Here is a 25,337-nt window from a genome sequence, read left to right as displayed (position 1 = left end):
CTTCCCTTCATAAAGGTTCTATGTTAATCGCTTAAGATTTAGGAGCCAAAGTGTGGATCGGGTGACCCATGGCAAGCTCGGCCGCATCCATCGTAATCTCGGCCAATGTCGGATGCGCATGAATCGTCAATGCGATATCCTCGATCGTTGCGCCCATTTCGATAGCGAGTCCTAGCTCGGCGATCATATTGGATGCTTCTACGCCGGCGATTTGCGCGCCGAGCACTAAGCCGGTATCTACGTCGTGAATGAGCTTCAGGAAGCCGTCCGCGCCGTTCAGAGTTACCGCGCGACCGTTGCCGCCGAACGGGAACTTGCTGGACTTCACTTTAAGCCCTTTTTCCTTCGCTTCTTTTTCCGTGTAACCGACGCTTGCGCATTCCGGATCCGAGAAAGCAACGGCAGGAATGCACTTGTAATCGACTTTGGACGGCAATCCGGCAATCGCTTCGGCGGCGACTTTCGCTTCGTAAGAAGCTTTGTGCGCTAGAGCAGCTCCAGGAACGATATCGCCGATCGCGAAGATGTGCTTGATGTTGGTGCGACATTGATCGTCGACCTCGATCAGGCCTCTCTCGCCGACTTTAACGCCGATCAGTTCCAAACCAAGCTCTCCGTCCGTATTCGGACGGCGACCGACGGTCACGAGCAAGTAATCGGCCGTAACCGACTTCTGCTCTCCGCCGACTTCGTACGTTACGGTAACTTCTTTGTCGGTTTGTTCCGCGCCCTTGGCGAGCGCTCCGTTCACGATGTCCACGTTGGACTTCTTCAACTTCTTCACGACAAGCTGGCTCATGTCTTTGTCGAAGCCCGGAAGAATCGTATCCGCGCCTTCCAGCACGGTTACTTTCGTTCCGAATTTGGAATACATCTGACCAAGCTCGATGCCGATGTATCCGCCGCCGATGACGATCAGGCTCTTCGGCAATTCAGGCAAGCTGAGCGCCTCGGTCGAAGACAAGATACGGCCGCCGAACGGGAAAGGCTTCAACTCGATCGGACGGGATCCGGTCGCGATGATGCAATTCTTGAAACGGTAACGAGGCGCTTCTTGGTCATTGAACAAACGAGCTTCGTTCTCGTTGATGAACATCACTTCGCCGTTGAACATTTCGACCTTGTTCGCTTTCAGCAGCATTTCCACGCCGCCCGTCATTTTGTTAACGACGGAAGTTTTGTACTCCTGCACTTTACCGAAATCCACGCTGACTTTCTCCGCGGACAATCCGAAATCGGAAGCATGAAGCATCGATTCGTAATGATGAGCGGAGTTGATCAGAGCTTTGGATGGGATACAACCGACGTTCAAGCAAACTCCGCCGAACTTGGCTTTATCCGCGATGATGACTTTCTGTCCTAATTGCGCGGCACGAATCGCGGCTACGTAACCGCCAGGTCCGGCGCCGACGACTAACAAGTCGATATCTAGAGAAGCGTCCCCTACGACCATGGATTACACCTCCATAACAAGCAGTTCAGGATCGCTGAGCAGCTGTTTAATGTAATTTAAGAAATTTTGCGCCGTAGCGCCGTCGATGATACGGTGGTCAAAGCTTAACGACAAGGCCATTACGGGAGCGGCAACGATTTCGCCGTTCTTGACGACCGCTTTCTCGGTAATGCGTCCCGTTCCGAGGATAGCGACCTCCGGGAAGTTAATAACCGGCGTGAAGAACATGCCTCCGGCAGATCCGATGTTCGTAATCGAGATCGTGCTGCCTTTAAGCTCGGCCGCGGTTAATTTGCCATCGCGACCGCGGGTTGCAAGATCGCGGATTTCATTCGCGACGGACCAAACGTTCTTGCGATCCGCATCGAAGATCACCGGAACGATCAAGCCGTTGTCCGTGTCGGTAGCGATACCGATATTGTAGTATTTCTTGTAGACGATCTCGTTAGCCGCTTCGTCGATCATCGCGTTCATCGCCGGGAATTCGCGGCAAGCCGCCACCAGCGCCTTAACGATAAACGGCAAATACGTCAGCTTGACACCCTTCTTCTCGGCTACGGGTTTAGCTTTCGTGCGAAGAGCTACGAGACCCGAAACGTCGACTTCGTCCATAAGCGTCACGTGCGGAGCCGTATAGACGGATTTAACCATCGCATTGGCAATCGCTTTGCGGATGCCTTTGAACGGAACGCGCTCTTCGACGCCCGGTCCGCTAACGGACGCGGCAGCTTTCGGAGCCGCGCTAACGGGAGCAGCAGCGTTAGCCTCCGACGCGGAAGCCGCTTCGGCTGCTTTCGGCGCTCCGCCGGAAGCGAATCCGAGCACGTCGTCCCGAGTGATACGTCCGTTCTTGCCGCTGCCGGCTACTTCGGATATCGCTACGCCCTTCTCGCGAGCAAACTTCCGAACGCTAGGAGTGGCAAGAACCAATCCTCCGCCGGACGATGGAGCCGCAGGCGCTGCAACAGGGGCAGCAGCTGGCGTCTCAGCCGGTGCTTCGACCGCCGATTGTTGCGCCGGTTGGCCTTGCGTATCCGCTCCGCCCGTTGCGCTGTTGCCGCTTGCGCCGCCAGCCGCTTCGGCATGCGATTCGGTTGAAGGTCCTTGATCCGGAACGTCGCCTTCCGCTTCGATGATCGCGACGACTTCGCCTACGTGCATAACCTGTCCGTCTTTGGCGCGCACTTCGACGACCTTGCCGTTAACCGGGCAAGGAACTTCTACGATCGCTTTGTCGTTCTGTACTTCCATAATAATATCTTCGTCTGTTACCGTCTGTCCCGGCGCGATATGCATCTTGACGATTTCGCCTTCATGCAGCCCTTCGCCGAGCTCCGGGAACCGATATTCGAATCTAGTCACACGGAACCCTCCTCAATTAGAACTGAAGAACCTGATTTGCGGTTTTCACGATACGCGCGACCGACGGCAACCAAGCATCCTCGATTTGCGCGAATGGATACACCGTATCAGGACCTGCGCAACGAAGCACGGGTGCTTCCAAGTGCAGAATTGCTTTCTCGTTGATTTGGGCAATGATTTCCGCTGCCGCTCCGGAAGTCTTTTGCGCTTCCTGAACGACGATTGCCCGGTTCGTCTTCTGAATCGATGCGACGATCGTATCGATATCTAACGGTAATAGCGTACGCAGATCGATAACTTCGGCGGAAATGCCGTTTTTCTCGAGCTCGTCCGCAGCCTTCAGCGAAGTATGCACCATCAAGCCATAGCTCAAGATCGTGATGTCTTTACCCTCGCGAACGACTTTCGCTTTGCCGATCGGCACCGTATACTCGCCTTCCGGAACTTCGTCGCGGAAAGCATGGTACAAGTTCAAATGCTCCATGAAAAATACAGGATCGTTATCGCGAATAGCAGAGATCATAAGACCTTTGGCATCGTATGGATTGGAAGGGATTACGACTTTGATTCCCGGGGTTTGGATCGCCAAGCCTTCGAGAGAATCCGTGTGCAACTCCGCCGCTTTAACTCCGCCGCCGAAAGGTGTACGGAATACGATCGGAGAATGGTAACGTCCGCCGGAACGATAACGCATCCGAGCCGCTTGTACGAACATTTGATCCAATGCTTCATAGATAAAGCCTACGAACTGAATTTCGGCAATCGGACGAAAGCCTTGCGTTCCGAGTCCGACCGCCAGACCGCCGATCGCGGATTCCGCGAGCGGCGTATCGAATACGCGCGTTTCTCCGAACTCTGCTTGCAATCCTTCCGTCGCGCGGAATACGCCGCCGACTTTACCGACGTCTTCTCCGAATAGAATGACGTTAGGATCGCGTTTAAGCTCAACGCGCATTGCGTCGCGAATCGCTTCTTTCATATTCATTTGAGCCATGCTGCTAAACTCTCCTCGCCAAGAGCGATCTGTAGCGTAAGCGATCGATCGTCGCCCGCCAGTCGACTCGTAGATTTATTGGAAATCGGCTTTTTGCTCTTCAAGATGCGCAGGGGTCGTTTCGAACATCGAATCGATCAAGCCCGCCACGGTCATTTTTTCCGTTTGCTCCGCTTTCTTGATATGCTCGTTTACCGCGTTTTTCGCTTCTTCTTTCACGCGAGCCGTATCTTCTTCGGTCCAGAGCCCTTTTTTCTCCAAAAACTTGCCGAAGCGAACGAGCGGATCCCTCAAACTCCACTCTTGCTCTTCTTCTTTGGTACGGTATTTGCTCGCATCGTCAGCCATGGAGTGCGGACGGAAACGGTAAGTCAACGCTTCGATCAACGTCGCGCCGCCGCCGTTGCGACCGATTTCCGCTGCTTCTTGTACGGCGGAGATGACCGCTAACACGTCCATCCCGTCGATCTGTTGACCGCGAATCCCCGCCGCTAAAGCTTTGTGCGCGATGGATTGAGCGGCTGTTTGTTTAGCGAACGGCGTCGTAATCGCATAACCGTTGTTTTGCACGAAATAAACGACCGGCAGGTTAAACGAACCGGCGAAATTCATGCCCTCGTAGAAATCGCCTTCCGATGAACCGCCGTCGCCCGTATAAGTAATCGCGACGCGTTTCTCGCCTTTAAGCTTGAAGCCCATGGCAATTCCGGTTGCGTGCAAGATCTGAGCGCCGATAATAATTTGTGGCATCAACACGTTAACGCCTTCCGGAATTTGTCCGCCGTGCTGATGACCGCGGGAATACAGGAAAGCTTGATAGAGCGGTAAGCCATGCCAGACAAGCTGAGGCATATCGCGGTAACCTGGGCAAACAAAGTCTTCTTTCGTCAACGCGTACTCGCTTCCGACCATTGTCGCTTCTTGTCCGGATACCGGAGCATAGAAACCAAGACGGCCTTGGCGACCGAGATTAACGGCGCGATCGTCCCATGTACGGGTGAAAACCATGCGATACATGATTTCCTTTAATTGATCGTCGGACAGCTTAGGCATACGTTCCGGATTGACGACTTCGCCCTCCGGAGACAATACTTGCAAGGGTGTAACGTCTTCGGACCTAACTTCGTGCGATTGGGCTCCGGTTTTGACGACCGGTGCTTCCGTGGATACTTTGCTCATAAGGTTCACCTCATCTTTAATTGTGGAAGAGGGCTTTCTGTTATAGAATTATTATATCCCTGTTTAAGTGATTTGGTCAAAGAAAAACTCGAAAAATCCTTTATTTATATAGCTTTTGCCACAATCATGTTTGTATAACAGGAATGTCATTATTGTAATACAGTGTAATACACTCGATCCGCTTCAGTCTTCAATTGGTTTGCCCATGCCCGTGATTTCCCATACCTATCAAGGAGGTTTGTCCGATGAGCGACAATCCGTTATACAAAAGAACGATCCATAAACATGAAATACCAAGCGAATTATTACCGGAAGGAAACCGCACGATTCGCGTATATTTACCGCCCGGTTTTCAACAATGGATCAGTTATCCTGTCGTTTATTGCCAGGACGGTGAAGATTTTTTCAATTTCGGACGCATTGCCACTCATTCCCAGCGCCTAATCCTGGAAGAAGACTGGGAGCCGTTCATCATCGTCGGCGTCGATGTGGACAAGAAGCTGCGTACTTCGGAGTATACGCCGGATGGCGACCGTTTCTCTCTATATACCCGTTTTTTCGCGGACGAACTCATTCCTTGGGTTGAATCTCATTATCCCGTCCGCGACGTCCCCGGGCAGAGAATTCTGATCGGAGACTCTTTGGGAGGTGCCGTTTCATTATCGCTAGCGCTCGCTTATCCATCGTTATTTAACCGGATCATCTCGCTCTCCGGAGCCTACTACGAAACTTATATCGCGCAAATCGATCAAGCTTCTACATTAGACCACTTAACCCTTTGGATGTTGGTTGGTCTGCAAGAAAACGAATACACGACCGATAGCGGAACTTACGACTTCGTAGCATTAAATCGGGAGGCCGTACGACGGCTTGAACAAAAAGGGGCTAAGCTGAGATACCTAGAAAAAGACGGGGAACATAAGTGGGGGTTCTGGCAAAACGAAATACCGGAAGCGCTGGCCGCTTTTCTCGGACCAACGCCTCTGTTCGAATCCTAATCGTGCATCAACCTTACTCCGTACGAGGAGGAAGATGCTTGTCCATCCTATCAAGCAGACGCTTTACATCCTCCTCGCTACGGGATCCTTGTTCGCGAAAGGCCAACAATTGTTCCCGAACGAAAGCTTCCGTCTTCGCATAGTCCGTCTCGTCCTCGATAGCTCCGTTCGGATCGTACCAGACGAATCCTCCATGGGGTCCGTTGCGAAGGTAAGAACGGTCCCACTGTGTCGGATATTCGATAAGCGGCGCGCCAAGCGCGAGCGCGATCACGTCATCATGCTCTAGCGGAAGTAAATGATGGTACTCTTCCTCCGCGCCGCCGCCTGCCACATGAATATGATAAACCGCGTAATGCAAATAATGTTCTCCGGTTTCCGTATCTTTGATGACCCGGTATAGCTCCGTCTTATCCTCTTGCAACGTTTTTACCGGCTCCGAACGTCGGGTAAGTTCCTCTTGCGTGACAAGTCTGATGTTCTTAAAGGACACGGGCAACGGCGCGGAAGGGCTACTCTCCGATTGATCAGACCGATTGTCCATCTTTCAGCCTCCCCTTGATCGACTCGAGCAGCTTCGCGCTACCTTCCTTGACCATCTCGTACACTTCTTCGAAATTTCCCGAATAATACGGATCGGGTACGTCTTCCATCCCCTTCTCCGGCAGCAAGGACAGAAACCGAATAACCTCAGCGCGAGAAGACACGCCAAGCTTGTCCCGAATATCCCGTTCGTTCTTCGTATCCATCGCCACGATAAGATCGAAATTCCCTCCGTCTTCGACGGCAATCTGTCTCGCTCTCATATTATCGTAGGAAATCGAATACCGGTCGAGCAGCTTACGTGTCCCTTCATGCGGCGGATGCCCGATATGCCAATCTCCGGTTCCGGCCGAATCGACGTATATTTCGTTCTCTAAGTTTTCCTTCTTAACCAAATCGCGAAACACCGCTTCTGCCATCGGCGAACGGCAAATGTTGCCCAAGCAAACGAAAAGCACGGAATAACTCATGACTGACCTCCTGATGAACCGCGCAACGAACGGCGCGGAAGCTTCCATTTATAGTAGACGGATAACATCCTGAACAAGACGACGAGCATGAACAACGCGAATAATTCCCACGGCTTCTGCAGATCGGCCAACCCGATCGCCAGTCCCGCTCCGATTGCCCACATCGCGTAGATTTCGTCGCGCAGAACGAGCGGTTTGCGGCCGGCCATAATGTCCCGGACCATCCCTCCGCCGATCCCCGTGAGCATGGCAGCCACCATGACCGCGCTGAGCGGGAGATTCGCCTTGACGGCGTACAATGCGCCTTGAATCGCGAAAGCGGCCAACCCGATCGCATCGAAGAAGGCCTCGCCCTTTTTCCAATGATGAATTAATTTGATCGGCATGAGGAAGACGATAAGAATAGCGATACCCGCGGTTTTCAGAAACAAGCCCTGGCTCCATAGCGTCGTAACGGGTACTCCGATCAGCAGGTTACGTATCACTCCGCCTCCGAATGCGGTAACAAGACCTAATACGAATACGCCCAAGATGTCGTATTCCTCTTCCATCGCAACAATCGCTCCGCTGGCGGCGAAGGCAATCGTGCCGATCAAACTAAATACGTGAAATACGTCCCATTCCAACTTAAACTCTCCTTCGTACGCTACAATGCCTGCCAACTACCGTTTACCCCGCTCATGGCTCGCGACAAATGTCGATTCCTATGAATTCTTACTCATTGTAGCGGGTAGCCTAGCTATTCCGCAACGGTATTTTTCCGTTATACTGATTGAGATGATTTTCCTATTTGAAAGCACTTCAGGAGGTACCTGCAAAATGTCGGATACGAGTCTCATGCAAGCCCGCGCGCTTATATATACCGGAGGTCAGCTAGGGAAATGGGCTTTGGATGAGCTGTCGGACGGCGATTATATTATCGGTGCCGATCGCGGAGCCGATTTTCTCGTTCAAAATAACGTAACTCCCCACCTTGCCCTCGGCGATTTCGACTCCGTCACTCCGGATCAAATGAAGCGTATTTCCGAAACGGCGATAGAGTTGTTCACCTGCGATCCGATTGACAAAGATTGGACGGATACCGAACTCGCGGTTCGGCAGGCTATCAAGCGGGGTTTCCGGCGAATTGTCCTCTTGGGCGCCTTCGGAACCCGCTTCGACCACGGATTAGGTAACGTGCATCTGCTACGGCATGCCCATCAACAGGACTGCAGCCTTACCATAATCGACGAGAATAACGAAATTCGGTTATGTACCGATCAATTGAGGGTAGAACAAAACCCTCGGTTTCCCTATATTTCTTTATTGCCATTAACGATCGAGGTAGAGGGCGTGACTTTGGAAGGGTTTCGCTATCCGCTCCATCAGGCAACTTTACGAATCGGATGGTCTCTCGGGATTAGCAACGTGCTGGAAGCTCCGGTCGGAACGATTCATATGACGAGCGGTTTGCTGCTCGTCATTCGCAGCCGCGATTAAACAAGGAGCTTCATCCCTGTCACGGCGAGCTGAACGCTTGGCGGGAGCCCGTAATCCTTATGAACGTCCACGTCATGAGACAGATGGGTAAAGACGACTTGTTCGGCCTTCGTTTCTTCCGCAAGCTTAAGCCCTTCTTGCATGTCGTATACGGATCGCGTATCCATAGGGTATGGTTCCATCGCGAAGCTCGTTCCCAGTATCAGTAACGAGAGCCCGTTCAAGGGCTCTTTTTGCGCTGGGGTCAGATTAATCGCATCCGAGCAATAAGCCCATTTCACCCCGCTCAGCGCATTCTCGAAATGATAAGCATAAGAGTTGCCGTTTTTTCCGTGATTGACCTTCCATGGCGTAATCCTCCAATCGCCATACATCATGCCCCCGTCATTATCGGTCATCGCCAGCTGTTTTTCGATCCACGGGAACCGGGAGCGTATTTCAGCGAATACTTCGCCGGGAGCATATAACCGCGCCGTCTCCTCGCTCCACCGGCATGCGTCCGCCCATTCGGTCAATCCGCCGATATGATCGAAATGCGCATGGGTCAAGAGTGCTTGGGATATCCGTCTAATCCCCAGCCCCTCCATCTGCGCCCGCCAATCCGGTCCGCAATCGAGCAACAGCGGCGTCTGCCCCTCGTCCTCCAACATAAGCGCCGAACGAAATCGGCGGTTCCCCCCGTCGTGCGTGCTTCCATGCATACCGGACATTCGCAATAAACTCTAGGCGTTCCCATTGAATCTCCCGTGCCAATAAACGTGATTCGCATTCAAGTGCTCCTTCGTGAACCGTATATTTTCTAACCGGATAGGAAAACATTTACAAGAACTTTTATTCATTCTAACTGGGGAGGAATTTTTTTGAAAAATCAAACCTTCTCCCTGCTGCAAGTCAGTTTCATCCTATTTCTATTCATAGGCATGTTGAATCACGTGCTTGTCATCCCTTTGTTGCTCGATGTATCGGGAAGGGATTCGTGGTTATCCGCGATTATGGCCTTCCTGATCCTGATCCCTTTTTTCCTTCTGGTTGCTTTTATTTCAAAGTTAACTAAACAACAACCTATCATGTCTCATATCGCGCTGCGTTACGGACGGTGGGTGTCCCGGTCGGCCTGCTGTTCCCGATCTTGGAGAACGGTACTAGCGAAGTCTGGAGGGGAATCGCCTATGCGGGTTCGGGATTAACCGAAGTACTGTTATTATTGTTCGCAGCATCGTATTTCTACTTCGATCAAGAAAAGATACGTCGTTCTGATCGGTTTCCTGCTCGCAGGCTTAACGACAGGCCGCTTAATGGGAGGAATAGCCGAATTCGGCCCGATCGAAAGCGCACTGCAACGTTATCCCGCTTTCGAAGAATGGCGATTGGTTAAAATCGGCGCGTTCATCAGATTGAGCTTTACTTTAGTGCTTATATCGGAATTTTTCAACAACAAAAAGGCCGTGCTTCCGATCGTCTGCTTACTCCTCTTCTGCACGATCCTTCTTCCGGTAGGAGATATTACTTTTATTGGATTTCTGCAGAACTATTATTTTCCGTTAGCCTTCTACACTCTCTTGATGATGAATTTGATCCTCCTGATGCTCTCGGCAATTCCCCACAAATCAAAACAGGTGGAAACCTCATGAAGCAATACAATACGATTCAAAACATAGCCGATAGCTACTCGCATTGCGACGACGTTAAGCGGGAGATCGTTCCGTTCACGAAGACGACTCAAATGACGCTTCTGTATTGCCATGCGCTCTGCGACGAGAAAATGATCAGCCGAACGATCCTTCCCCAGATCAGGCGCCTCTATCAACAGAAACTGTTAGAAAACCCGGAAGACTTCGAAAAACCATATCGGACTTCAGATGAGCATCTTGGAACAAACGGACGTGTCCAAGACGAACGCTCTCCTCTTCTGCGGTTCCATTCTTGTAGGGTTCTCTCATATCGATAAAATCTACTCTTTCTATATCCCGGATATCCCGGCTCGCCAGACGGAAGAAACGAACATCGAAGTATCGATCAGAGGACCGAAGGATGGATTGGTCGAAGCCATCGCGACCAATTACGGGTTGATAAGAAGAAGACTGCCGGTGGAGACCGTTGCGTTCGAGACGAGAGTCATCGGCACCAAAACGAATACCAAAGTCGGTTTGATATACGATGTCGAGAAAATAGCCCCAGAAACCTTGCAGCTTATCCGAACGAAACTGGAGCAACTCGAGGGACAAAAAATCGAAGAATTAATCAGCGCGACGCGGCTTTAAGGGCTTTCTTCAAACGGATGGCTATTCAGGTTACAATGACGTGCCAGATATCATATAAATCGGGTGTTTTTCGCATGCAAGGCGTTATTTTGATGAAGCGATCAATGCGTTGCCTGAGTCAAACAGCACTGCTCCTGTAGCTGCGAAAGAGGGCTTGAACTTATGTAATCAATTATTTGCCATTGAACGCGATATCCGGCATTTATCTAATGAAGAGCGATATACGATACATTTAGAACGAAGTCGACCCGTGTTGGTTGCTTTTTCAACATGGCTTCATATAGGGTTTTGGCAGCTCGCTTGAGTGAGTACTGTTTTTATGGGTTAGCTTGGCTCCGTCCCTTTTTTGCCATTTCCACGTCCTGCGGGTTGGTCGCAAAAGAAAATACATAAGCGTAGGCCGTTTGAAGAGCAATTTTGAAAGGACGGGTCGATTTGCGGGTCTTGGTTAAGAGCTGCCCTCCCTGTAGACTGGTTATAACTGCACAAGCTAGTTCAGCCGGGTCAGTCTCGGCCCGAAGATCACCCCGCTCTTTCATCTTGCTAAATCCATCAATAAAGTACTGCTCCCATTCATCAAAAGAATGCACCAGGGCCACCCTGGCTGTCTCGTCCTGATCGGCTAGTTCGCTAGCCAGTGAACCGATCGGGCATCCTCCCAAGCTCTCGCTGCTTTCCTTTAAGTCTATAATCGTCGTTCTCCATTTTTCTAGGTTTTCCCAGGTGTCCAGATGTTCCAGGAGAGGCAGTTGCGCACCCAGCACATTGACGGTTTGCCGCTCAATAACCGCCAGGACCAATTCTTCCTTATTAGCAAAATAGTGATAGAGCTGGCTTTTACTAACAGAAGCTGCGACCCTCATATCGTCCATACTGGTACCCCGGACGCCTTTTTCGTAAACAAGTTGGGCTGCCTGATTCAGAATACGCTCTCTACTGTTCTGCCCGCGTGAAGTTAAAGACCTGTTGTTTGGCATAAGCTTTCTTCCCTCTTCCTTTCTTATTCTTTTTGCAGTAATCTCCTATCCTGAAAGTATAGCACGATTTTCACCAATATTATACCATGTACTGGACTATTCGGTCCATTAATGTTACTATGGACTAAGTAGTCCATTTTGCATCACACACAGTTCAAAATCAGCAAAGCAACCCTAACCTAGAAGGAGAATACACATGGAACATTCGATCGCACTCGTCACAGGCGCCACCTCCGGGCTCGGTTATGCGGCAGCCCGCAAGCTCGCCATCGAGGGCTACCGCCAGGTCATCGTCACCGGGCGCAGCCTGGCCCGGGTTCAAGAAGCGGCCGCTCAACTCGCGGCTGAGACCAAGACACAGGTTTTCACTCCGCTAGAGCTGGATCTGGACGCACCGACCAGCGTTCAATCCGCCCTCGCCGAGCTGGTCAAACGAGGTCGGCCGGTTGATTTCTTGCTGCTCAATGCGGGGCTGGTTCCCTTCAAGCAGCGCGAGATTACCGCGACGGGCGTCGAGGCATCTCAGGCCCCGCTCATTGGTCATCATGAACTGACTGTCGGGTTGCTCAATACCAACCTGCTGAGTCCCGACGCGCGGATTGTTATCGCCGGCGCGGAGCCTGCCCGAGGGGGCGTGCCCATGTTCAAATACACCGACCTGCCCGCCTTCGCGGCCAAGTACCATCAAGGCGACCGAACCGCCGCTGTTGAAGCCCTGATTCGCAACGGGCCGAACGTGAAGTACGTGCCCAACAATGCGTATGCCGACGCGAAGCTGATCATCGCTTGGTGGGTCGCGGCGTTGGCGCGCCGGCTGCCGTCCGGCATGGCTGTGTACGCTGTATCGCCCGGTGGGGCGACCGCCACCAACGTGAAGCGAAGCGCTAGCCCTCTGTTGAAGTATGTGTTTATCCCAATCGTGAACCTCATTCCCGGCATGAACCAGACGCCGGAGACCGCGGCCAGTCGCTACATCCAGGCGTCGGAGTTCGGAACCGACGTCTCAGGGCAATTCTTCGCCTCGGCCAAAGGGAAGTTCTCAGGCCCAATCGAGGTGCAGCTCGAGCCCCACCTCCACGATCGCGCCAACCAGGAAGCCGCGTGGCAAGCCGTTGTCAAGGTCTCCGGCGTCGACTTGTCTTAGTGTCTCCGGCGTCCTTGTCTTATCGTACTAAACAGTTCACAATCAGCTAGGCGTCGCTGGCGTCGCAAGGAGAGTACGCATGGAACGGTACAAAGCGAAGCGGGCGGTGATCATTGGCGGCACGAGAGGCATAGGGCTCGCGACGGCGAAGATGCTGAAACGCATAGCGGCGCACGGTATCCTCAATTACTAGGTAAGCGTCAAATATCCCCTTATCCGGAATTCCGGATAAGGGGATATTTGACGCTTACGAGAAAGAAATGGAAGCCATGATCCGTAAATCGCCACTCGGATTGGAAGAAATATATTCGCGACCGTGGAGGCGTAGGCGCTACGAATATTTCCACGATCGCGGTCGACGTGAAATTCAGCCACTCAGGCAAGTACAAAGCGCGTACTTATTAGGTTACAAAGGCAGAAGAGCGACTTCATCTCTTTCTCCAAGCTCTCCGACCATATCCACCCATTCCTTGGGCTTATTCGGAAGAGCGGAATAATATTGTTTAAGGAATTTAACGACCAGCGATGAGGGCAATTGCCGTAACGATTCGTCCGCCGGGAAGAAGCCGAGGTCCAGTTCGGTAACCGCCTTGCCTTCATGATCCCATGAAGGATGCACGTAGGGGAAATCCAGCTTCTGGTATCCCAGGTGCGACAGCACCTCCCGCCTCACGGCCGGATGCATCGGAAGGACATTCCCGAATTTGAACGACGTTACCGCATGCGGCCGATAAATTTCCGCGAACATGCCGATCGATTCCGTTCCGCTCTCGCGTTGCAGCCTTTGCAAATCCTTGGCTCGCTGTACATATAAGAAACGGCCGATTCCTAAGCCCATCGTTCCGATAATCGTAAAATCGGTCATTGCCACTCGCATGTCGGGATAATAACGATATTCCGTCGCTCCGACGACATTACCGTTATGCAAGGCAACGTATACGTGAATGTCCGGATCCTCGATTGGTTCCTTCCATAGTCCGAATTCCAGCACTTCCTCGGCAGGAAAAATCGAACTCATCAGTTGGTGCATTGCCGCAAAATTCGGATCCTCTATCGAACTTACTCGAATGTATTCCATCGTTATCTCTCCTCGTAGGTTGAGTCAGTCAGACGATTCCGTTTACCCGGCTTTACCTTCGCTAAGTCCCCCCTTAACTCGATTAGACATGACTAAATACCCCGTACTCACTTCCTATATTATAGGAAGTCGTCGACAAGGGGCAAGTCCAATGATTCACGTAATCTGTTCAATTTGAGGAAATGAGGAAGAAATGCACAGCGGATGAGAAAATTCTCATTTCATTCTAAGAATGCGCTTCTAACCGTTCCGACGCGCTGTATTGCTCTCTTCTTGGTAATCATTAGGGGAAGCGAATTTTGTTATACTCGGGAATAGGTGACAACTGAATAACGATTACGATGGAGGTAACAACATGAGCTTCACACACACACTCGCCCGTAAAGTAGCCGGCGTCAGTCTATGCGTCGCCATCGGCTTCGGCGGCCTTGCCATGGGACAAGCCCCGCAAGCATCCGCTGCAACGAAAGCCGATAAAATCATATCGCTTGGCAAAAATTACTTAGGAGTTAAATACCGGTTCGGAGCCCCTTCCGGCTCTACGTCGGCATTCGATTGCTCCAGCTTCACCCAGTATATATACGGCAAATACGGAGTTAAATTACCGCGCGTCTCCAGCTCGCAAGCCAAGAAGGGTTACGCCGTCGCGAAGAGCAACTTGAAGAAAGGCGATCTCGTATTCTTCAGGGTTGCTCGTACAGGCAAAAACATCGGCCATGTCGGCGTTTACGTCGGCAATAACAAAATGCTTCATACTTACGGCAAACCGGGAGTAACTTATTCTTCGATCAATACGAGCTATTGGAAATCGCATTACGTGACTGCCCGCCGCGTACTTTAATTCCAAGCTCTCATCTCTCACTTTAATTAACGTCTGCTCGTAAATATAAGTTGCATTGAAAAACCGGCAAATATCGGTAATATCCGATATTTGCCGGTTTTTGGTTTGTACGGTCCCATTAGATTTTACGCGGGAATTGGATGGAAATCGTCGTGCCGTTGCCAGCCTTGCTGTATACTTCCACGTTCCCTTCGTGGATGTCGATGATCTTCTTCGCGATCGATAGACCGAGACCGCTCCCGCCCGTCGAACGGTGGCGAGCTTCGTCCACCCGGTAGAATCGTTCGAACATATAGGGAATCTCGCTTTCCGGGACGCCGATGCCGTAATCGGTCACTTCCAGCTTAATTCCCCCCTTCTGCGAACGAATCCGCACATCGATCGGTTCTTTGCTGTACTTGATCGCATTATCGATCAAGATCAACAGCAATTGCCTTATTTTCTCCTTGTCGCCCCTCATATGGACGGAATGATTATCGGAATGTACCCTGATCTCTCTCTGGAACGTTTTCCCCAGCACTTCCGACAGCTCCCGCACGACTGTTGTCACGTCGAACCGGGAGACGTCCAACCAATTGTCCTGTTCCGCCTCAGCTAAGGTCAGCATCGAACGGATCAGATTTTGCATGCGTTCGCTTTCCTTCGAGATCGCTTCGATGGCCTCGTCCCGAACTTCGGCGTTGTCCCTGCCCCAGCGCTTTAACATATCCGCATAGCTGGATATGACCGTAAGCGGAGTTTTGAGTTCATGGGATGCGTCGGCTACGAAATGCTTCTGATGCTCGATCGTTCGATCCAGGCGATCGATCATCTGATTAAAGGCTCTCACCATCTGCTGCAATTCGACCGATTCTTCCCGACCGTTCAGCTTAACGCGGTAAAGCTTACCGCTTCGGTCGATCTCTCGCATCGTCTGCACCATCTGGCCGATCGGTCCCGTTAGACGGGAAGTGAACCAATAAGTTCCGAAGATGGCGAACACGATCGCTCCGATGCTCGTTACGCTTAATGCCCCCAACAAAATTTGCAAATAACTATCGAGAACGGTCAAGCGACGAGCCGCCTCTACCGTGCCGATCAAGTGTCCTTGATCAAAAAAAGGCATCGATAAATAAAGGACCCGTTGACCGTTAATTTGGCGAGTTTCGGATTGATTGTAAGCTTGCATTTGCGCTGGAATCGAGAGCAACTCTTCATCCGTGCCGACCTGATTGACGATTCGGACGTCGCCGGTTACGATTCTCAGCATTTCGTTGTAGTTGTACATATCGCTCAGTAGCTTCGGATCCTCGAACCCTCGCATTCCCTGCTTGCGCAACGTCTCGATGACCAGATCGGCTTTATTCGTTAGCAGTTGCAGTTCGCCGCGCGTCGTAACCCGGATCACGAAAAAATAAACGAAGATGTTGTACAAAATCAAAATGAAGATAAGCCAGAAAACCGTGAATAGAGTAAACCTCGATCTTAGGGTCATGCATCCGGCTCCTTCAGCATATAACCGACGCCGCGCACCGTGTGCAGAAGCTTATGTCGGTAACCTTTGTCCATCTTTTGCCGCAAGTAACGGATATAGACGTCTACGACGTTCGTATCCCCGATATATTCGTAACCCCATACGTCGGACAAGATCTCGTCTCGCGTTTTCTCGGAATTTTTGTGTCTTGCCAAATATAGCAACAGCTCGAACTCCCGAGGGGTTAAGTCGATGGAATGATCCTTCCGGTATACTTTGCGGGTCAAGAGCTCTATCGACAAATCCCCGATCCGGATGACGTCTTCATTCTCTCCTTCGCGGGAAGCTTTGAATATTCGCAGCAAGTTACGAACCCTCGCCAACAGCTCCTCCATCGCGAACGGTTTCGTAATATAATCATTCGCGCCATGCTCGAAGCCGCTTACTTTATCCGGCACGGTATCTCTCGCCGTTATGAGGATTACGGGAACCGCTCCGTCGTTCTGCCTTAATCTGCGCAGCACCTCGATCCCGTTCAGCTCGGGCAGCATAACGTCCAGCAATATGAGATCCCATTCCCCTGAATTCGCCATCTCCAAGCCTTTGCGGCCGTCGGCAGCCCGGCCAACGTTATACCCTTCATGCTCCAGTTCCAATTCCAAAATTCTCGCGATCGCATCTTCGTCTTCGATAATCAATATATTTTCATTGTTCATATCCGTCACCTCATGGTTAAAAGTTCAAATTCGTTAGCCATCACAAGACCGCGGCCGTAACGATAACGACCGACCGGCAACGTGGCGTTCTATGGGCGCGCAATCGAGTGGTCGGCCGCGTTAGATGCCGTTTCCTCCCCGTATTTAAGCGATTCTCCCAACTTTATTGTACCACGACTGTCAAAGCCTTGGAAAATCCGTCGAATAGAACCGTGAGCATGCTGAATTTGAACCGTTCTGCTTATCATCGCAAGCTAATCGATTCGACCCATTCTGAGCACGCCTCGTCGATTTTGTTCGCCGCGCGAGAGTCCGAAGGCACGCCTTCTCCACGCCATAAAGCATTTAACGTCGCCGATCCCGTAAGATCGGGTAAAAGAATGTCCGGCTTGACCGGAAACAGATTAAGCCATTGTTTCCGGTCCGGAAACGGTTGATCCCGATTGGCGATCCAAACGTTCCGAATTCGGCGTTGCTTCGTTTGACTAAGCAACTCCATGCATGAGGCTTGTCTGCGGGCGGACCATTTCGCGGGATAACAATCCGCTACCATGGCAAGCTGATCGACCGATCTGATCAACCATTCCTTTAGAAGAGGCTGATCCCATCGGCTGGACATGTCGAGCAAGACGATAGGCGAGCCGAGTTTTCTGAGCCATTTCGCGAAGGCGCTATCGGGTAACGGATTGTTCGCCTCGTTCGGATTAAGCGGGTAATAAGTCGCTTTCCCACTGCGCCATGCGGGAACGGCTGCTTGCTGACCGTTCCCGTGCGCGAAGACGGCGCCTCTAGGCATTCTTCTTTCCCCGTTCAAATAGGCGTAGAGCTCCGAGTCGCTTCCCGGACACTCTACCATCGAATGGGGTATCCCTTTCCTGGCAAGCGCGGACGACAGAGCAACCGATGCGAAGGTCGCTCCTGCTCCCGCATAGGCCGAAGCAACGGCGATTACCGTTACTTTGCCGTTGTTTCCGTAATCTTGCGGGGCATAACGATCATGTATGAACTCGTGAGAGGAACGACGGGCTCGGGTGCCTTCCTCCGCATCCCGTTGGATCGCCTTGATCTCGTCAAGCAACTCGAGGGCGGATTGCGGCCGACCCTCTGGCTGACTAGCCAATAAGCGATCCAACAATAAAATAAACGCAGCCGGGACATCGTCCTGAACGACTCGCTTGAATTCACCCTGATGACGGATCGCAAACTTTCCCCCGGAGAGCAGAAAATAGGCAAGAGCTCCTAAACCGTATATATCGGTACGGCTATCGGATTGCTCTCCCCGAAGCTGTTCGGGAGCGGCGAAGCCCGGCGTGCCAAGCTGCAACGTGTCGTTCGACATATGTTCCCGATATCTGCGGGCAATTCCGAAATCAACGAGAATCGCTTTATTGTGGCGGTCCAACAAGACGTTAGCCGGCTTCAAATCCCGAAACACGATCGGCGGGGTTTGCGAATGCAAATAGATCAGCACCTCGCACAGATCGGCCAGTACTCCGAGCACGAAGGCGAAGGATAACCGATAGCCGTAACGTTCGAATCTCTCGGCTATCGTATCTCCCGCGATATAATCCATGACGATGCAAGCGACCCCCTCCGCGTTCGGAGGGAAATAATCGACGATCGCCGGCAAATTCGGATGATCTAACACGCTTAGCAACTGCGCTTCGGGCAAGAACGATCTCCGTTCTTCCGGAAGCGGACGCGTCAGCTTAAGCGCTACGTTCTTCCCGCCGAGCCGAATGTCCTCCGCCAAGTAAACGCGCCCCATCCCTCCTTTGCCGATCGGCATAGCGATTCGGTACCGCTCTGCGAATAGCTGTCCAGGCAGTAAAACAAGATCCGCTTCAAGACGTTCTTCCATCCTCGTCCCCCATTTCTGATCGAGCAAATAAAAAAACCGCACACGGAGCGGAGCCTTGACGTTGCAAGGTTTCGCCCGTATGCGGGATGCTTTCCCGGTACGATTGCTTATTTTCTCTTCACCCACATTGTAACTTCTTCCCGGTTATGAAACAACTGCTTTACTTTACGGATATCGAACTCATGACTGTAATCCTCCATGAGATCCTGGATGCTTTGGAACGGCTTGCGATACATTAACTTCAACGTGATGATTCCGGTGGCTCCCGCCGAAAGGACATGAGCCAGCTCCGATACGATGCGAGCCGTATGATGAGGATCCCAGCTCATATCGCATACCATCAGATCGAACGTACCCGGAGCGAAGGAAACGTCGGCCGCATTGCGCCGGATATGGCGCAAACTCGGATGAAGCTCCAAGGACGGATCCATCTCGGCGGGATCGACCGCGGTAACCTTCAGACCTCTCTCGAGCAGCACGGACGTCCATCCCCCGGGCGCGGCGCCCAGATCGAGCGCGTTCGAGAATCGATCCAGCGGCAAGTTAAACGCGCGCTCCGCTTCCAATAGCTTAAATGCGGCGCGAGAGATCAGGCCTTCGTCCTTCCGGAATCGAACCGCTCCTCCCGGCCAATCCGACAAATTATCGCGCGGCAGCGAGCAGCCCAGATACAATTTCTTCTTCGTCGCATAGACGGAAACAATCCAATCCGCTTCCCGCGCCACCACTTCCCCACCCAGCTCCTTAATAACCGGTGCGATAACGTCTCGGCCTTCCGCGGACGTATAAGGGAACGGGCTATTCTGTTCCTTGCGAACTTGGATTGCGATCTTCTTGCCTTGTGCTCGATTACCCAACGTAGCCGCATACGCTTGAAGCAATTCATCCGTTTGCTCGGGGCTACCCGTCAGTTCATTCTCCGCTTCTACGGGGAACAAGTGCCGCAGGAAAATCGGTTCCTTGCGGCGCAACTCGGTCAGTAACGCTTCAGGATCGTGGTCGCCGCTCGTGAAGGAGAAAGTTTCCCCCGGCGCCAAGCCCGAAACCTTAGTGCCTCGTATGCGTCTCCGCAGCTCTTCCATAGCATAAGGAGAGAAGCCGGGATTCGCCGTTCCGACGTAAGTGATCATCGAGATTCCACCTTCCCGACCTCTATCCAAGGCCGGTCATCCCTCCATTTGATATCGATAGGAAGGTCGTAAGCTTCTTGTAGATTGTCCGGCGTAAGCACATCCCGTTTGTTGCCCGTCGCGACGAGTTGACCATCGGCCATTAATGCCACGTGGGTGAACAAAGGTACGATTTCTTCAATATGATGCGTTACGTATAGCATAGACAAGTTATGAGTAGATAACTCGGATAAGGCATGCAAAAATTTCTCCCGTTCGAACAAGTCTAAACCGGCGCAAGGTTCGTCCAAAATGAGAAGCTGAGGAGAAGCCATCATCGTTCGGGCCAACAGTACTTTCTTGCGTTCGCCTTGCGAAAGAGTACCGAACGGTTGCTCGGCCAAGGAACGCAGTCCAACCCGCTCCAGCTCTATGTAAGCCCGTTCCTTCACTTCATCCGCTACTTGTTCGTAAAAACGCAAATAAGCGAAAGCTCCGCTTGCTACGATTTCCCATACCGGGTCTCTTAGCGTCATTTTCTCGATCAAAGAAGGACTGATGTATCCAATTTGCTTGCGAACTTCACGTACGTCGACTTGCCCGTAACGATTGCCTAACACGTCGATCTTGCCCGAGGTCGGAAACAAATACCCCGTAATCATCTCCAGAATCGTGGACTTTCCGCATCCGTTGCGTCCTAACAATGTCCAATGTTCACCCGGATTGACCTTCAGGTCGACGCCGCGAAGAATTTCCCGTTCACCTCTGCGAAATGTTAAGCCTTGTAAATGGATCATCTGCGATCTCTCTCTTTCCTTAACTGGTCCACGATCTCCGTGACGGAGGGGAACCTGTATTGTTTAATCCAACTTCCGTTATTGCGCTTAATCAATAGACAAGGCACGCTTTCGATCTGGAACATCTGGGCCAAGTCCGGCATGACGTTAATATTCGCCGACCTCAATTGCACCTCCGGCACGATTTCGGTCGCTACCGCCAACATGCGGCGTGCCGCCAAGCAAGTTCCGCAAAGCGGCGTGTGGACGAATAGCGCGAACGGCGCGGGAGTAAACGTCCATTCCCGTCTCCAATTCGCCGCCTCCCATTCACGCATGGCCGCTGCCCCCCGATGCGATGGCTTGAAGCAAAGCAACGGGCATCGGACCGTCGTGAATCGTTGCGCCTTGAGGATTGGCAGCCCTTAGTGCTTGCACCATCTGCGATCTGCCCATCATGCTGGAAGAATGAACGAATATTCGTTTCGGGTATTTCCCGCTAACCACGATACCCTGAACGACCGCTAGACCGTTCGGCTGGCCGTACCCCAGCTCGAAATCGAGCGATAACACGTCGACGTCGCTGACGGACAGCAGCAATAAACATTCTTCTGCCGAACGCGCGACGACGAATCCGCGCGGGCACGGCCTAATGTCGTCTAAATACACGTTAATCATCCCGACGCCTCCCCCGACAATTGCCGTACAAGCTTTAGCTGATCCCGATGCGGTGCGGTTTCCCCCGCGGGCGTTTCCAATACGAACGGCACATCCCTTAGTTCGGGCGTAGCGAACAAGCTGACCAAACCTTCGCGGCCGATCCACCCTTCCGCGATCGCGGCGTGCCGATCCTTGCGCGACCCCGACGGATACCGGGAATCGTTCAAGTGAACCGCGCGAACCGCGTCCCAGAACCCGAGCTTCCTTGCCCGGTCCGCGAAATCAGTCCAGCCTCCCGGCTTCCATTCGCCGCTAGCGAACAAATGACAAGTATCCAAGCAGAAGCCGACTTTCTCCGGCTGCTCGACCAAAGAACGGATTTGCATCAATTCCTCCGGCGTCGTCCCCATCGACCCGTGATCTCCTGCTTGATTTTCCAACAGAATTTGAGCCTGTCCGTTCCAAAGCGCATTAACGCTATTGATCCATTGTATTACATTTCGATAGCCCTGTAACGGATCTTTCCCCTTGTAATGGCCGAAATGGACGACTACCCCGATGGACCCGCATGCTTCGGCGATCTCTAGATCGTTAAGCGTACATAAGGCCATGCGTCTTGCCGCATCTCCCTCCGACGCGGGATTAACGGGATAGGGCCCGTGGGCAATCGATTGTATCCCGTTCAACCCGCACCATTCCGCGCATTTCGCGGCATCGGTTTTATCGAACGATTTTAGTTCTAAAGTACGAGGATTTTTCGGAAAATATTGAAACGCCGTTCCCCCGATGGCTACCGCGTTTTCCGCGGCTTTGCGATATCCGTGCCTGGTGCTAACGTGGCTGCCCGCTCTGATCATTTAAGCTTCCCGCTGACAATTCGGACAGTAAAACATTTTGCGACCCGTTAGCGTTTCGAATTTAATTTCCGTGCCGCATTCGTAACAGGGTTCTCCCTTGCGATCGTAAACCCGGAATTGCTCGTTGTATCCTCCGGTTACCGTGTCGTCCGGGGTTAGCGGATGCTCCATGTAACCTCCCGCTTCCTTAGCCACGGTAAGTACTTTCCGCATCGAGTTATAGAGGCGTTCGGTCTGCGAATCATCCAATCCGTTCGCGGCGGCTGCCGGATGAAGGTTCGCATCGAAGCAGATTTCATCGCTGTAGCTGTTGCCGATGCCCGCCAAGAAACGTTGATCGGTTAGCGTCGTCTTCAACTTGCCTCTTTTCCCGGAGAGCCGCTTCCGAAACGCTTCCAAGCTCAATCGAGGATCGAATGGATCCGGACCGAGCTCCTTCAACTGTTCGATGGCCGCCTTGGCCGTAATACGGTGCAAGTACCCGAGTCGCAATCCGCCGAAGTAGAGGGAAGATCCGTTCCCGAAAGTTAGGATGACTTGAAAATGACTGTCCTTCTTCGGTCCTTGTTCGCCGTAAGCTAACCACCCGCCAAGCATGAGATGTAGATGCAAGCGGTGTCCGTCATCCAAATGGAACAACAGATGCTTCCCTTTGCGTTCCACGAACAAGATCGTTTTGCCGATCAGCGCGGCGATAAACACATCCGCGGGTTCGTTGATCGTAGCTTCGCGATTAACGGTCGCCCCCGTTATTCTCTGACCGCACAGCAACGGAGATAATTGCGAGCGATAATGTTCCATTTCCGGTAATTCCGGCATTTGAGTTCTTCCCTTCTGGTCGTATATGCATCGCTATTCAAGCCACATAAGCAAAGTTATGAGAAATCTACTTCATCACTTCGTTCAACAGTCGTTCCACTTGCTCGGGCCCGTCGCAGACCGCATCGGGCGTTACTCCGGCCGCCTCGCAATGCTCCTGCCAGTTCTCGATCGTACATAACCCGGTTAACACGAGTATGGAAGGACATCCGGCGTTACGGGCCGCTGCGAGATCCGTATAGGGATTGTCGCCGATAACCCACGAACGGTTCGGAGCGGTTCCGGCTATCTTCAAGGAGAAATCCATGATGATGTTAGAAGGTTTGCCTATGACGATCGGCTCGATACCCGTCGCGGCTTGCAATACCGCTCCAAGGCTCCCCGCACCCGGGAGGAAGCCATCGTCCACGGGCAGAAGGCGATCGGGATTCGTTTGCACGAATACGGCGCCATCCAGCAGATGTTTAACCGCGATTCTAATCTGTTCATAGGTCAATTTGCGGTCCAGACCTTGTACGACCAACGCGGCGCGACGATCATCCGACGGAGAATCTCCAAGGAGATGAAGATCGGCCGCTATAAGCGCTTCGCGAAGTCCTCTTTCACCTATAACGTATGTATCGGCACCGGGATAACGCGACTTTACATAATAGGCAGCCGCCGAGGCGGATGTGACGATCTCCTCTTCTTTCGCCGAAATCCCCATGACTGCCAAATGGTCCGCTACCTCCAACGGGGTTCGGGTCGAATTGTTGGTCACGTATAGGCAGGGTATTCCTCTATTATGCGCATTGGCGATTAATTGATCGGCACCCGAAATCGGTTCGTGCCCGCGGTATAACGTACCGTCCAGATCGAACAATAACGCTTCGGGTAACGGTAAATCCTTGCTTAGTTTGCTATTCGCCAAGATGCTCATGCTTACTTCCTTTCCCGTGACACTTTGTCCCGCAATCTTAAGACTCTGTGCTGCAACGATTCCTTCTCTTCTTTGCGCTTCGCGGCATCGCTATGCAGCCGCGCTCTACGATGTGCCAATTCCAAAGCTTTCTCCGCATAAGTTAACGCCATTAATAATTGTTTATCGCGGTGCTCATAGTAGATGGCCAGTTCCACATGCGCATCCAGTTTAGGTACCGCGGAGTTTTCCGCAATCTCGGCCCACTTTCTCCACAGAGGCAAAGCCCGATCGTGCCGTCCCGCGCGTTTATGTCTCGCCGCCAAAGCCAACGGCCAACCGCTCCCGTAGGCAACGTCGTCGTCCATCCCGCTTAACAGGGCGTACAACCGCTCGGCCTCTTCCGTTACGCCATGGAGTTCAAGCCAGCTTGCCGTCCGGAACAGTTCTTCTCCCTCAGTCGTCTGTATCGTATCGGGATCGGGTACCCCGCTTAGCAATAAACCGAAATGGACCGAAAGCGAAGCCAACGTCAAAATGTCCTTCTCGTTATGCGCGTACACGCCATGGAGGTGAGAAGCGTTGCCGTCGCTTAAATATTGAAAATACAATGCGGGAGCAAGGGAACCCGGCACATCGTGGCCTCTCTGAATGCCTAATCTGGCTTCTTCCACCATGCTGAGCCGACAAGAAGGCAACGTATTGCGCCACAATGCCCGCGACGGATGAAGAAAGTCGAGATGTCCCGGTTCCTGGCCGCTTTGCCGCCACCCGTTCAGAATGAAGCGGTTGACGAGTACAGGCCAATCGAACGTCCTTCCATTATAAGTAACCAGATGGGTTTTGTCTTTCATATGCTCGAGCAAATAAGTCAACATCGCCCTCTCTTCGCCCGGATTGCGGATCAAGGTCTGCTCGACGATGAAAGCTCGATCGGTGTAATAGCCGAATCCGATCATGAACGGTACGTTGCCCGTGCCGACGCCGAGTCCCGTCGTTTCCGTATCGAGGAATAACAGTCGCCGAGGTTCTATCGTCTCGGGCTGATTTTGCCGATTCTGCCGCATCGCGATAGCGCTTAAATGCGAAGCGCATTCCAGCAAGTCGGTCAATTCATGTTTCCCGTGGCGATAAGGCAGCGGATATTCGATTGTCCTCAATAAAAATTGGCCCGCTTCGTTCTGTTTAAGTTCGACTCCGATTTGTTGAAATTCCGGCGATAGTTCCGGAACCTCCGTCTGAATCGTCCGTTTTTCAAGAGCCTCTACAGGTTCCGCGGACGCGGTCGTATCCGTAGGCGGAGTCGGAACGCCGGAGGATCCGGAAGAACGCAGCCGACCGAGCTTCTCCCTTAATCCGCTCATAAGCTTGTCCTCGTCCCTTGCAGGAGCGCCATTGCCCAATCGTTG

Annotated in this window: 27 protein-coding genes and 2 pseudogenes; 8 read left to right on the top strand and 21 right to left on the bottom strand. The window is 52.3% G+C overall.

The genetic code is table 11. The features are described 5' to 3' along the window. Window positions 1-31: 31 nt before the first annotated feature. From lpdA to pdhA, 4 genes are all read right to left on the bottom strand, one after another. Window positions 32-1,453: a dihydrolipoyl dehydrogenase gene (gene lpdA, locus HH215_RS04790; RefSeq protein WP_169278872.1), complete on the bottom strand. Its 1,422-nt coding sequence runs from the start codon at window positions 1,451-1,453 to the stop codon at window positions 32-34. Window positions 1,454-1,456: 3 nt separating this feature from the next. Continuing rightward, window positions 1,457-2,815 (bottom strand): dihydrolipoamide acetyltransferase family protein, encoded by a 1,359-nt coding sequence (locus HH215_RS04785; protein WP_169278871.1) that lies wholly within the window; start codon window positions 2,813-2,815, stop codon window positions 1,457-1,459. A 16-nt stretch (window positions 2,816-2,831) separates the two neighbouring features. Beyond that, window positions 2,832-3,809 carry an alpha-ketoacid dehydrogenase subunit beta gene (locus HH215_RS04780; RefSeq protein WP_169278870.1) on the bottom strand — a complete coding sequence of 326 codons (978 nt, stop codon included), beginning with the start codon at window positions 3,807-3,809 and terminating at the stop codon, window positions 2,832-2,834. A gap of 75 nt (window positions 3,810-3,884) precedes the next feature. Further along, window positions 3,885-4,988, bottom strand: a complete 1,104-nt coding sequence (pdhA, locus tag HH215_RS04775) for a pyruvate dehydrogenase (acetyl-transferring) E1 component subunit alpha (RefSeq protein ID WP_169278869.1) — start codon at window positions 4,986-4,988, stop codon at window positions 3,885-3,887. Window positions 4,989-5,233: 245 nt separating this feature from the next. Here pdhA and HH215_RS04770 point away from each other — a divergent pair, with 245 nt between their 5' ends. After that, complete coding sequence (locus HH215_RS04770) at window positions 5,234-5,986, top strand: alpha/beta hydrolase (protein ID WP_169278868.1); 753 nt, start codon at window positions 5,234-5,236, stop codon at window positions 5,984-5,986. A 13-nt stretch (window positions 5,987-5,999) separates the two neighbouring features. On the opposite strand, the gene HH215_RS04765 is transcribed toward HH215_RS04770, so the two are convergent. The 3 genes from HH215_RS04765 to HH215_RS04755 are packed head-to-tail and all read right to left on the bottom strand — an operon-like array spanning window position 6,000 to window position 7,625. Continuing rightward, complete coding sequence (locus HH215_RS04765; protein ID WP_169278867.1) at window positions 6,000-6,530, bottom strand: hypothetical protein; 531 nt, start codon at window positions 6,528-6,530, stop codon at window positions 6,000-6,002. Then, entirely contained in the window at window positions 6,514-6,999 is a 486-nt protein-coding gene (locus HH215_RS04760) for a low molecular weight protein-tyrosine-phosphatase (protein ID WP_169278866.1), read from the bottom strand. Before HH215_RS04760 ends, HH215_RS04765 begins: the two co-directional genes overlap by 17 nt. Continuing rightward, window positions 6,996-7,625 carry a trimeric intracellular cation channel family protein gene (locus HH215_RS04755; protein ID WP_169278865.1) on the bottom strand — a complete coding sequence of 210 codons (630 nt, stop codon included), beginning with the start codon at window positions 7,623-7,625 and terminating at the stop codon, window positions 6,996-6,998. The genes HH215_RS04760 and HH215_RS04755 overlap by 4 nt, the downstream gene beginning before the upstream one ends. A 193-nt stretch (window positions 7,626-7,818) precedes the next feature. Between HH215_RS04755 and HH215_RS04750 the strand changes: the two genes are divergently transcribed. Further along, window positions 7,819-8,478: a thiamine diphosphokinase gene (locus HH215_RS04750; RefSeq protein WP_254450364.1), complete on the top strand. Its 660-nt coding sequence runs from the start codon at window positions 7,819-7,821 to the stop codon at window positions 8,476-8,478. Here HH215_RS04750 and HH215_RS04745 read toward each other — a convergent pair. Beyond that, a pseudogene (locus HH215_RS04745) lies at window positions 8,475-9,247 on the bottom strand (MBL fold metallo-hydrolase). The gene HH215_RS04750 and the pseudogene HH215_RS04745 overlap by 4 nt on opposite strands. Window positions 9,248-9,338: 91 nt before the next feature. On the opposite strand from HH215_RS04745, the gene HH215_RS04740 reads away from it, so the two are divergent. From HH215_RS04740 to HH215_RS04725, 4 genes and pseudogenes are all read left to right on the top strand, one after another. After that, window positions 9,339-9,665, top strand: coding sequence for a hypothetical protein (locus HH215_RS04740; protein WP_169278864.1), 327 nt, complete (start codon window positions 9,339-9,341; stop codon window positions 9,663-9,665). Window positions 9,666-9,773: 108 nt separating this feature from the next. Beyond that, on the top strand, window positions 9,774-10,109 hold the full coding sequence (locus tag HH215_RS04735; protein ID WP_169278863.1) for a hypothetical protein: 336 nt from the start codon (window positions 9,774-9,776) through the stop codon (window positions 10,107-10,109). Between the two features lie 213 nt (window positions 10,110-10,322). Next, window positions 10,323-10,739 (top strand): annotated as a pseudogene (locus tag HH215_RS04730) (spore germination protein); the annotation flags it as partial. 58 nt (window positions 10,740-10,797) lie between these two features. Next, a complete protein-coding gene (locus tag HH215_RS04725) occupies window positions 10,798-11,043 on the top strand; it encodes an IS66 family transposase (protein ID WP_169284220.1) in 246 nt (81 codons plus the stop codon). Between the two features lie 13 nt (window positions 11,044-11,056). On the opposite strand, the gene HH215_RS04720 is transcribed toward HH215_RS04725, so the two are convergent. Then, window positions 11,057-11,716 carry a TetR/AcrR family transcriptional regulator gene (locus tag HH215_RS04720; RefSeq protein ID WP_169278861.1) on the bottom strand — a complete coding sequence of 220 codons (660 nt, stop codon included), beginning with the start codon at window positions 11,714-11,716 and terminating at the stop codon, window positions 11,057-11,059. Between the two features lie 196 nt (window positions 11,717-11,912). On the opposite strand from HH215_RS04720, the gene HH215_RS04715 reads away from it, so the two are divergent. After that, window positions 11,913-12,860 carry an SDR family NAD(P)-dependent oxidoreductase gene (locus tag HH215_RS04715; RefSeq protein ID WP_169278860.1) on the top strand — a complete coding sequence of 316 codons (948 nt, stop codon included), beginning with the start codon at window positions 11,913-11,915 and terminating at the stop codon, window positions 12,858-12,860. 406 nt (window positions 12,861-13,266) lie between these two features. On the opposite strand, the gene HH215_RS04705 is transcribed toward HH215_RS04715, so the two are convergent. After that, window positions 13,267-13,938, bottom strand: coding sequence for a GNAT family N-acetyltransferase (locus HH215_RS04705; RefSeq protein ID WP_169278859.1), 672 nt, complete (start codon window positions 13,936-13,938; stop codon window positions 13,267-13,269). Between the two features lie 355 nt (window positions 13,939-14,293). On the opposite strand from HH215_RS04705, the gene HH215_RS04700 reads away from it, so the two are divergent. After that, complete coding sequence (locus HH215_RS04700; protein WP_169278858.1) at window positions 14,294-14,779, top strand: C40 family peptidase; 486 nt, start codon at window positions 14,294-14,296, stop codon at window positions 14,777-14,779. A gap of 118 nt (window positions 14,780-14,897) precedes the next feature. Here HH215_RS04700 and HH215_RS04695 read toward each other — a convergent pair whose 3' ends face one another. From HH215_RS04695 to HH215_RS04645, 11 genes are all read right to left on the bottom strand, one after another. Further along, complete coding sequence (locus tag HH215_RS04695) at window positions 14,898-16,253, bottom strand: sensor histidine kinase (RefSeq protein WP_169278857.1); 1,356 nt, start codon at window positions 16,251-16,253, stop codon at window positions 14,898-14,900. Then, complete coding sequence (locus HH215_RS04690) at window positions 16,250-16,948, bottom strand: response regulator transcription factor (RefSeq protein WP_169278856.1); 699 nt, start codon at window positions 16,946-16,948, stop codon at window positions 16,250-16,252. The genes HH215_RS04695 and HH215_RS04690 overlap by 4 nt, the downstream gene beginning before the upstream one ends. Window positions 16,949-17,192: 244 nt before the next feature. After that, on the bottom strand, window positions 17,193-18,809 hold the full coding sequence (locus tag HH215_RS04685) for a serine/threonine protein kinase (protein WP_169278855.1): 1,617 nt from the start codon (window positions 18,807-18,809) through the stop codon (window positions 17,193-17,195). A 107-nt stretch (window positions 18,810-18,916) separates the two neighbouring features. Further along, window positions 18,917-19,939 carry a 23S rRNA (cytidine(2498)-2'-O)-methyltransferase RlmM gene (locus HH215_RS04680; protein WP_169278854.1) on the bottom strand — a complete coding sequence of 341 codons (1,023 nt, stop codon included), beginning with the start codon at window positions 19,937-19,939 and terminating at the stop codon, window positions 18,917-18,919. After that, window positions 19,936-20,715: an ABC transporter ATP-binding protein gene (locus HH215_RS04675; RefSeq protein WP_169278853.1), complete on the bottom strand. Its 780-nt coding sequence runs from the start codon at window positions 20,713-20,715 to the stop codon at window positions 19,936-19,938. Before HH215_RS04675 ends, HH215_RS04680 begins: the two co-directional genes overlap by 4 nt. Further along, complete coding sequence (locus HH215_RS04670; RefSeq protein WP_169278852.1) at window positions 20,712-21,032, bottom strand: thioredoxin family protein; 321 nt, start codon at window positions 21,030-21,032, stop codon at window positions 20,712-20,714. Before HH215_RS04670 ends, HH215_RS04675 begins: the two co-directional genes overlap by 4 nt. Then, window positions 21,025-21,372 (bottom strand): cyclic-phosphate processing receiver domain-containing protein, encoded by a 348-nt coding sequence (locus HH215_RS04665; protein WP_169278851.1) that lies wholly within the window; start codon window positions 21,370-21,372, stop codon window positions 21,025-21,027. The genes HH215_RS04670 and HH215_RS04665 overlap by 8 nt, the downstream gene beginning before the upstream one ends. Further along, a complete protein-coding gene (locus HH215_RS04660) occupies window positions 21,369-22,211 on the bottom strand; it encodes a deoxyribonuclease IV (protein WP_169278850.1) in 843 nt (280 codons plus the stop codon). Before HH215_RS04660 ends, HH215_RS04665 begins: the two co-directional genes overlap by 4 nt. Continuing rightward, complete coding sequence (mutM, locus tag HH215_RS04655) at window positions 22,212-23,030, bottom strand: bifunctional DNA-formamidopyrimidine glycosylase/DNA-(apurinic or apyrimidinic site) lyase (RefSeq protein ID WP_169278849.1); 819 nt, start codon at window positions 23,028-23,030, stop codon at window positions 22,212-22,214. Window positions 23,031-23,097: 67 nt separating this feature from the next. Next, window positions 23,098-23,949, bottom strand: coding sequence for an HAD-IIA family hydrolase (locus tag HH215_RS04650; protein WP_169278848.1), 852 nt, complete (start codon window positions 23,947-23,949; stop codon window positions 23,098-23,100). Between the two features lie 2 nt (window positions 23,950-23,951). After that, window positions 23,952-25,292 carry a ribonuclease H-like domain-containing protein gene (locus tag HH215_RS04645; RefSeq protein ID WP_169278847.1) on the bottom strand — a complete coding sequence of 447 codons (1,341 nt, stop codon included), beginning with the start codon at window positions 25,290-25,292 and terminating at the stop codon, window positions 23,952-23,954. Between the last annotated feature and the right edge of the window lie 45 nt (window positions 25,293-25,337).

The organism is Cohnella herbarum, assembly GCF_012849095.1.
Classification (GTDB): domain Bacteria; phylum Bacillota; class Bacilli; order Paenibacillales; family Paenibacillaceae; genus Cohnella; species Cohnella herbarum.
Note: the sequence above shows the minus strand (reverse complement) of the source record. Positions and strands in the feature narration are given on the sequence as shown.

Excerpts from the sequence above, each read along its gene's own strand:
- lpdA (WP_169278872.1), bottom strand. The coding sequence starts at position 1,453 with ATGGTCGTAGGGGACGCTTCTCTAGATATCGACTTGTTAGTCGTCGGC.
- HH215_RS04780 (WP_169278870.1), bottom strand. The coding sequence starts at position 3,809 with ATGGCTCAAATGAATATGAAAGAAGCGATTCGCGACGCAATGCGCGTT.
- pdhA (WP_169278869.1), bottom strand. The coding sequence starts at position 4,988 with ATGAGCAAAGTATCCACGGAAGCACCGGTCGTCAAAACCGGAGCCCAA.
- HH215_RS04770 (WP_169278868.1), top strand. The coding sequence starts at position 5,234 with ATGAGCGACAATCCGTTATACAAAAGAACGATCCATAAACATGAAATA.
- HH215_RS04765 (WP_169278867.1), bottom strand. The coding sequence starts at position 6,530 with ATGGACAATCGGTCTGATCAATCGGAGAGTAGCCCTTCCGCGCCGTTG.
- HH215_RS04760 (WP_169278866.1), bottom strand. The coding sequence starts at position 6,999 with ATGAGTTATTCCGTGCTTTTCGTTTGCTTGGGCAACATTTGCCGTTCG.
- HH215_RS04750 (WP_254450364.1), top strand. The coding sequence starts at position 7,819 with ATGTCGGATACGAGTCTCATGCAAGCCCGCGCGCTTATATATACCGGA.
- HH215_RS04735 (WP_169278863.1), top strand. The coding sequence starts at position 9,774 with ATGGGAGGAATAGCCGAATTCGGCCCGATCGAAAGCGCACTGCAACGT.
- HH215_RS04720 (WP_169278861.1), bottom strand. The coding sequence starts at position 11,716 with ATGCCAAACAACAGGTCTTTAACTTCACGCGGGCAGAACAGTAGAGAG.
- HH215_RS04715 (WP_169278860.1), top strand. The coding sequence starts at position 11,913 with ATGGAACATTCGATCGCACTCGTCACAGGCGCCACCTCCGGGCTCGGT.
- HH215_RS04705 (WP_169278859.1), bottom strand. The coding sequence starts at position 13,938 with ATGGAATACATTCGAGTAAGTTCGATAGAGGATCCGAATTTTGCGGCA.
- HH215_RS04700 (WP_169278858.1), top strand. The coding sequence starts at position 14,294 with ATGAGCTTCACACACACACTCGCCCGTAAAGTAGCCGGCGTCAGTCTA.
- HH215_RS04695 (WP_169278857.1), bottom strand. The coding sequence starts at position 16,253 with ATGACCCTAAGATCGAGGTTTACTCTATTCACGGTTTTCTGGCTTATC.
- HH215_RS04690 (WP_169278856.1), bottom strand. The coding sequence starts at position 16,948 with ATGAACAATGAAAATATATTGATTATCGAAGACGAAGATGCGATCGCG.
- HH215_RS04685 (WP_169278855.1), bottom strand. The coding sequence starts at position 18,809 with ATGGAAGAACGTCTTGAAGCGGATCTTGTTTTACTGCCTGGACAGCTA.
- HH215_RS04680 (WP_169278854.1), bottom strand. The coding sequence starts at position 19,939 with ATGATCACTTACGTCGGAACGGCGAATCCCGGCTTCTCTCCTTATGCT.
- HH215_RS04675 (WP_169278853.1), bottom strand. The coding sequence starts at position 20,715 with ATGATCCATTTACAAGGCTTAACATTTCGCAGAGGTGAACGGGAAATT.
- HH215_RS04670 (WP_169278852.1), bottom strand. The coding sequence starts at position 21,032 with ATGCGTGAATGGGAGGCGGCGAATTGGAGACGGGAATGGACGTTTACT.
- HH215_RS04665 (WP_169278851.1), bottom strand. The coding sequence starts at position 21,372 with ATGATTAACGTGTATTTAGACGACATTAGGCCGTGCCCGCGCGGATTC.
- HH215_RS04660 (WP_169278850.1), bottom strand. The coding sequence starts at position 22,211 with ATGATCAGAGCGGGCAGCCACGTTAGCACCAGGCACGGATATCGCAAA.
- mutM (WP_169278849.1), bottom strand. The coding sequence starts at position 23,030 with ATGCCGGAATTACCGGAAATGGAACATTATCGCTCGCAATTATCTCCG.
- HH215_RS04650 (WP_169278848.1), bottom strand. The coding sequence starts at position 23,949 with ATGAGCATCTTGGCGAATAGCAAACTAAGCAAGGATTTACCGTTACCC.
- HH215_RS04645 (WP_169278847.1), bottom strand. The coding sequence starts at position 25,292 with ATGAGCGGATTAAGGGAGAAGCTCGGTCGGCTGCGTTCTTCCGGATCC.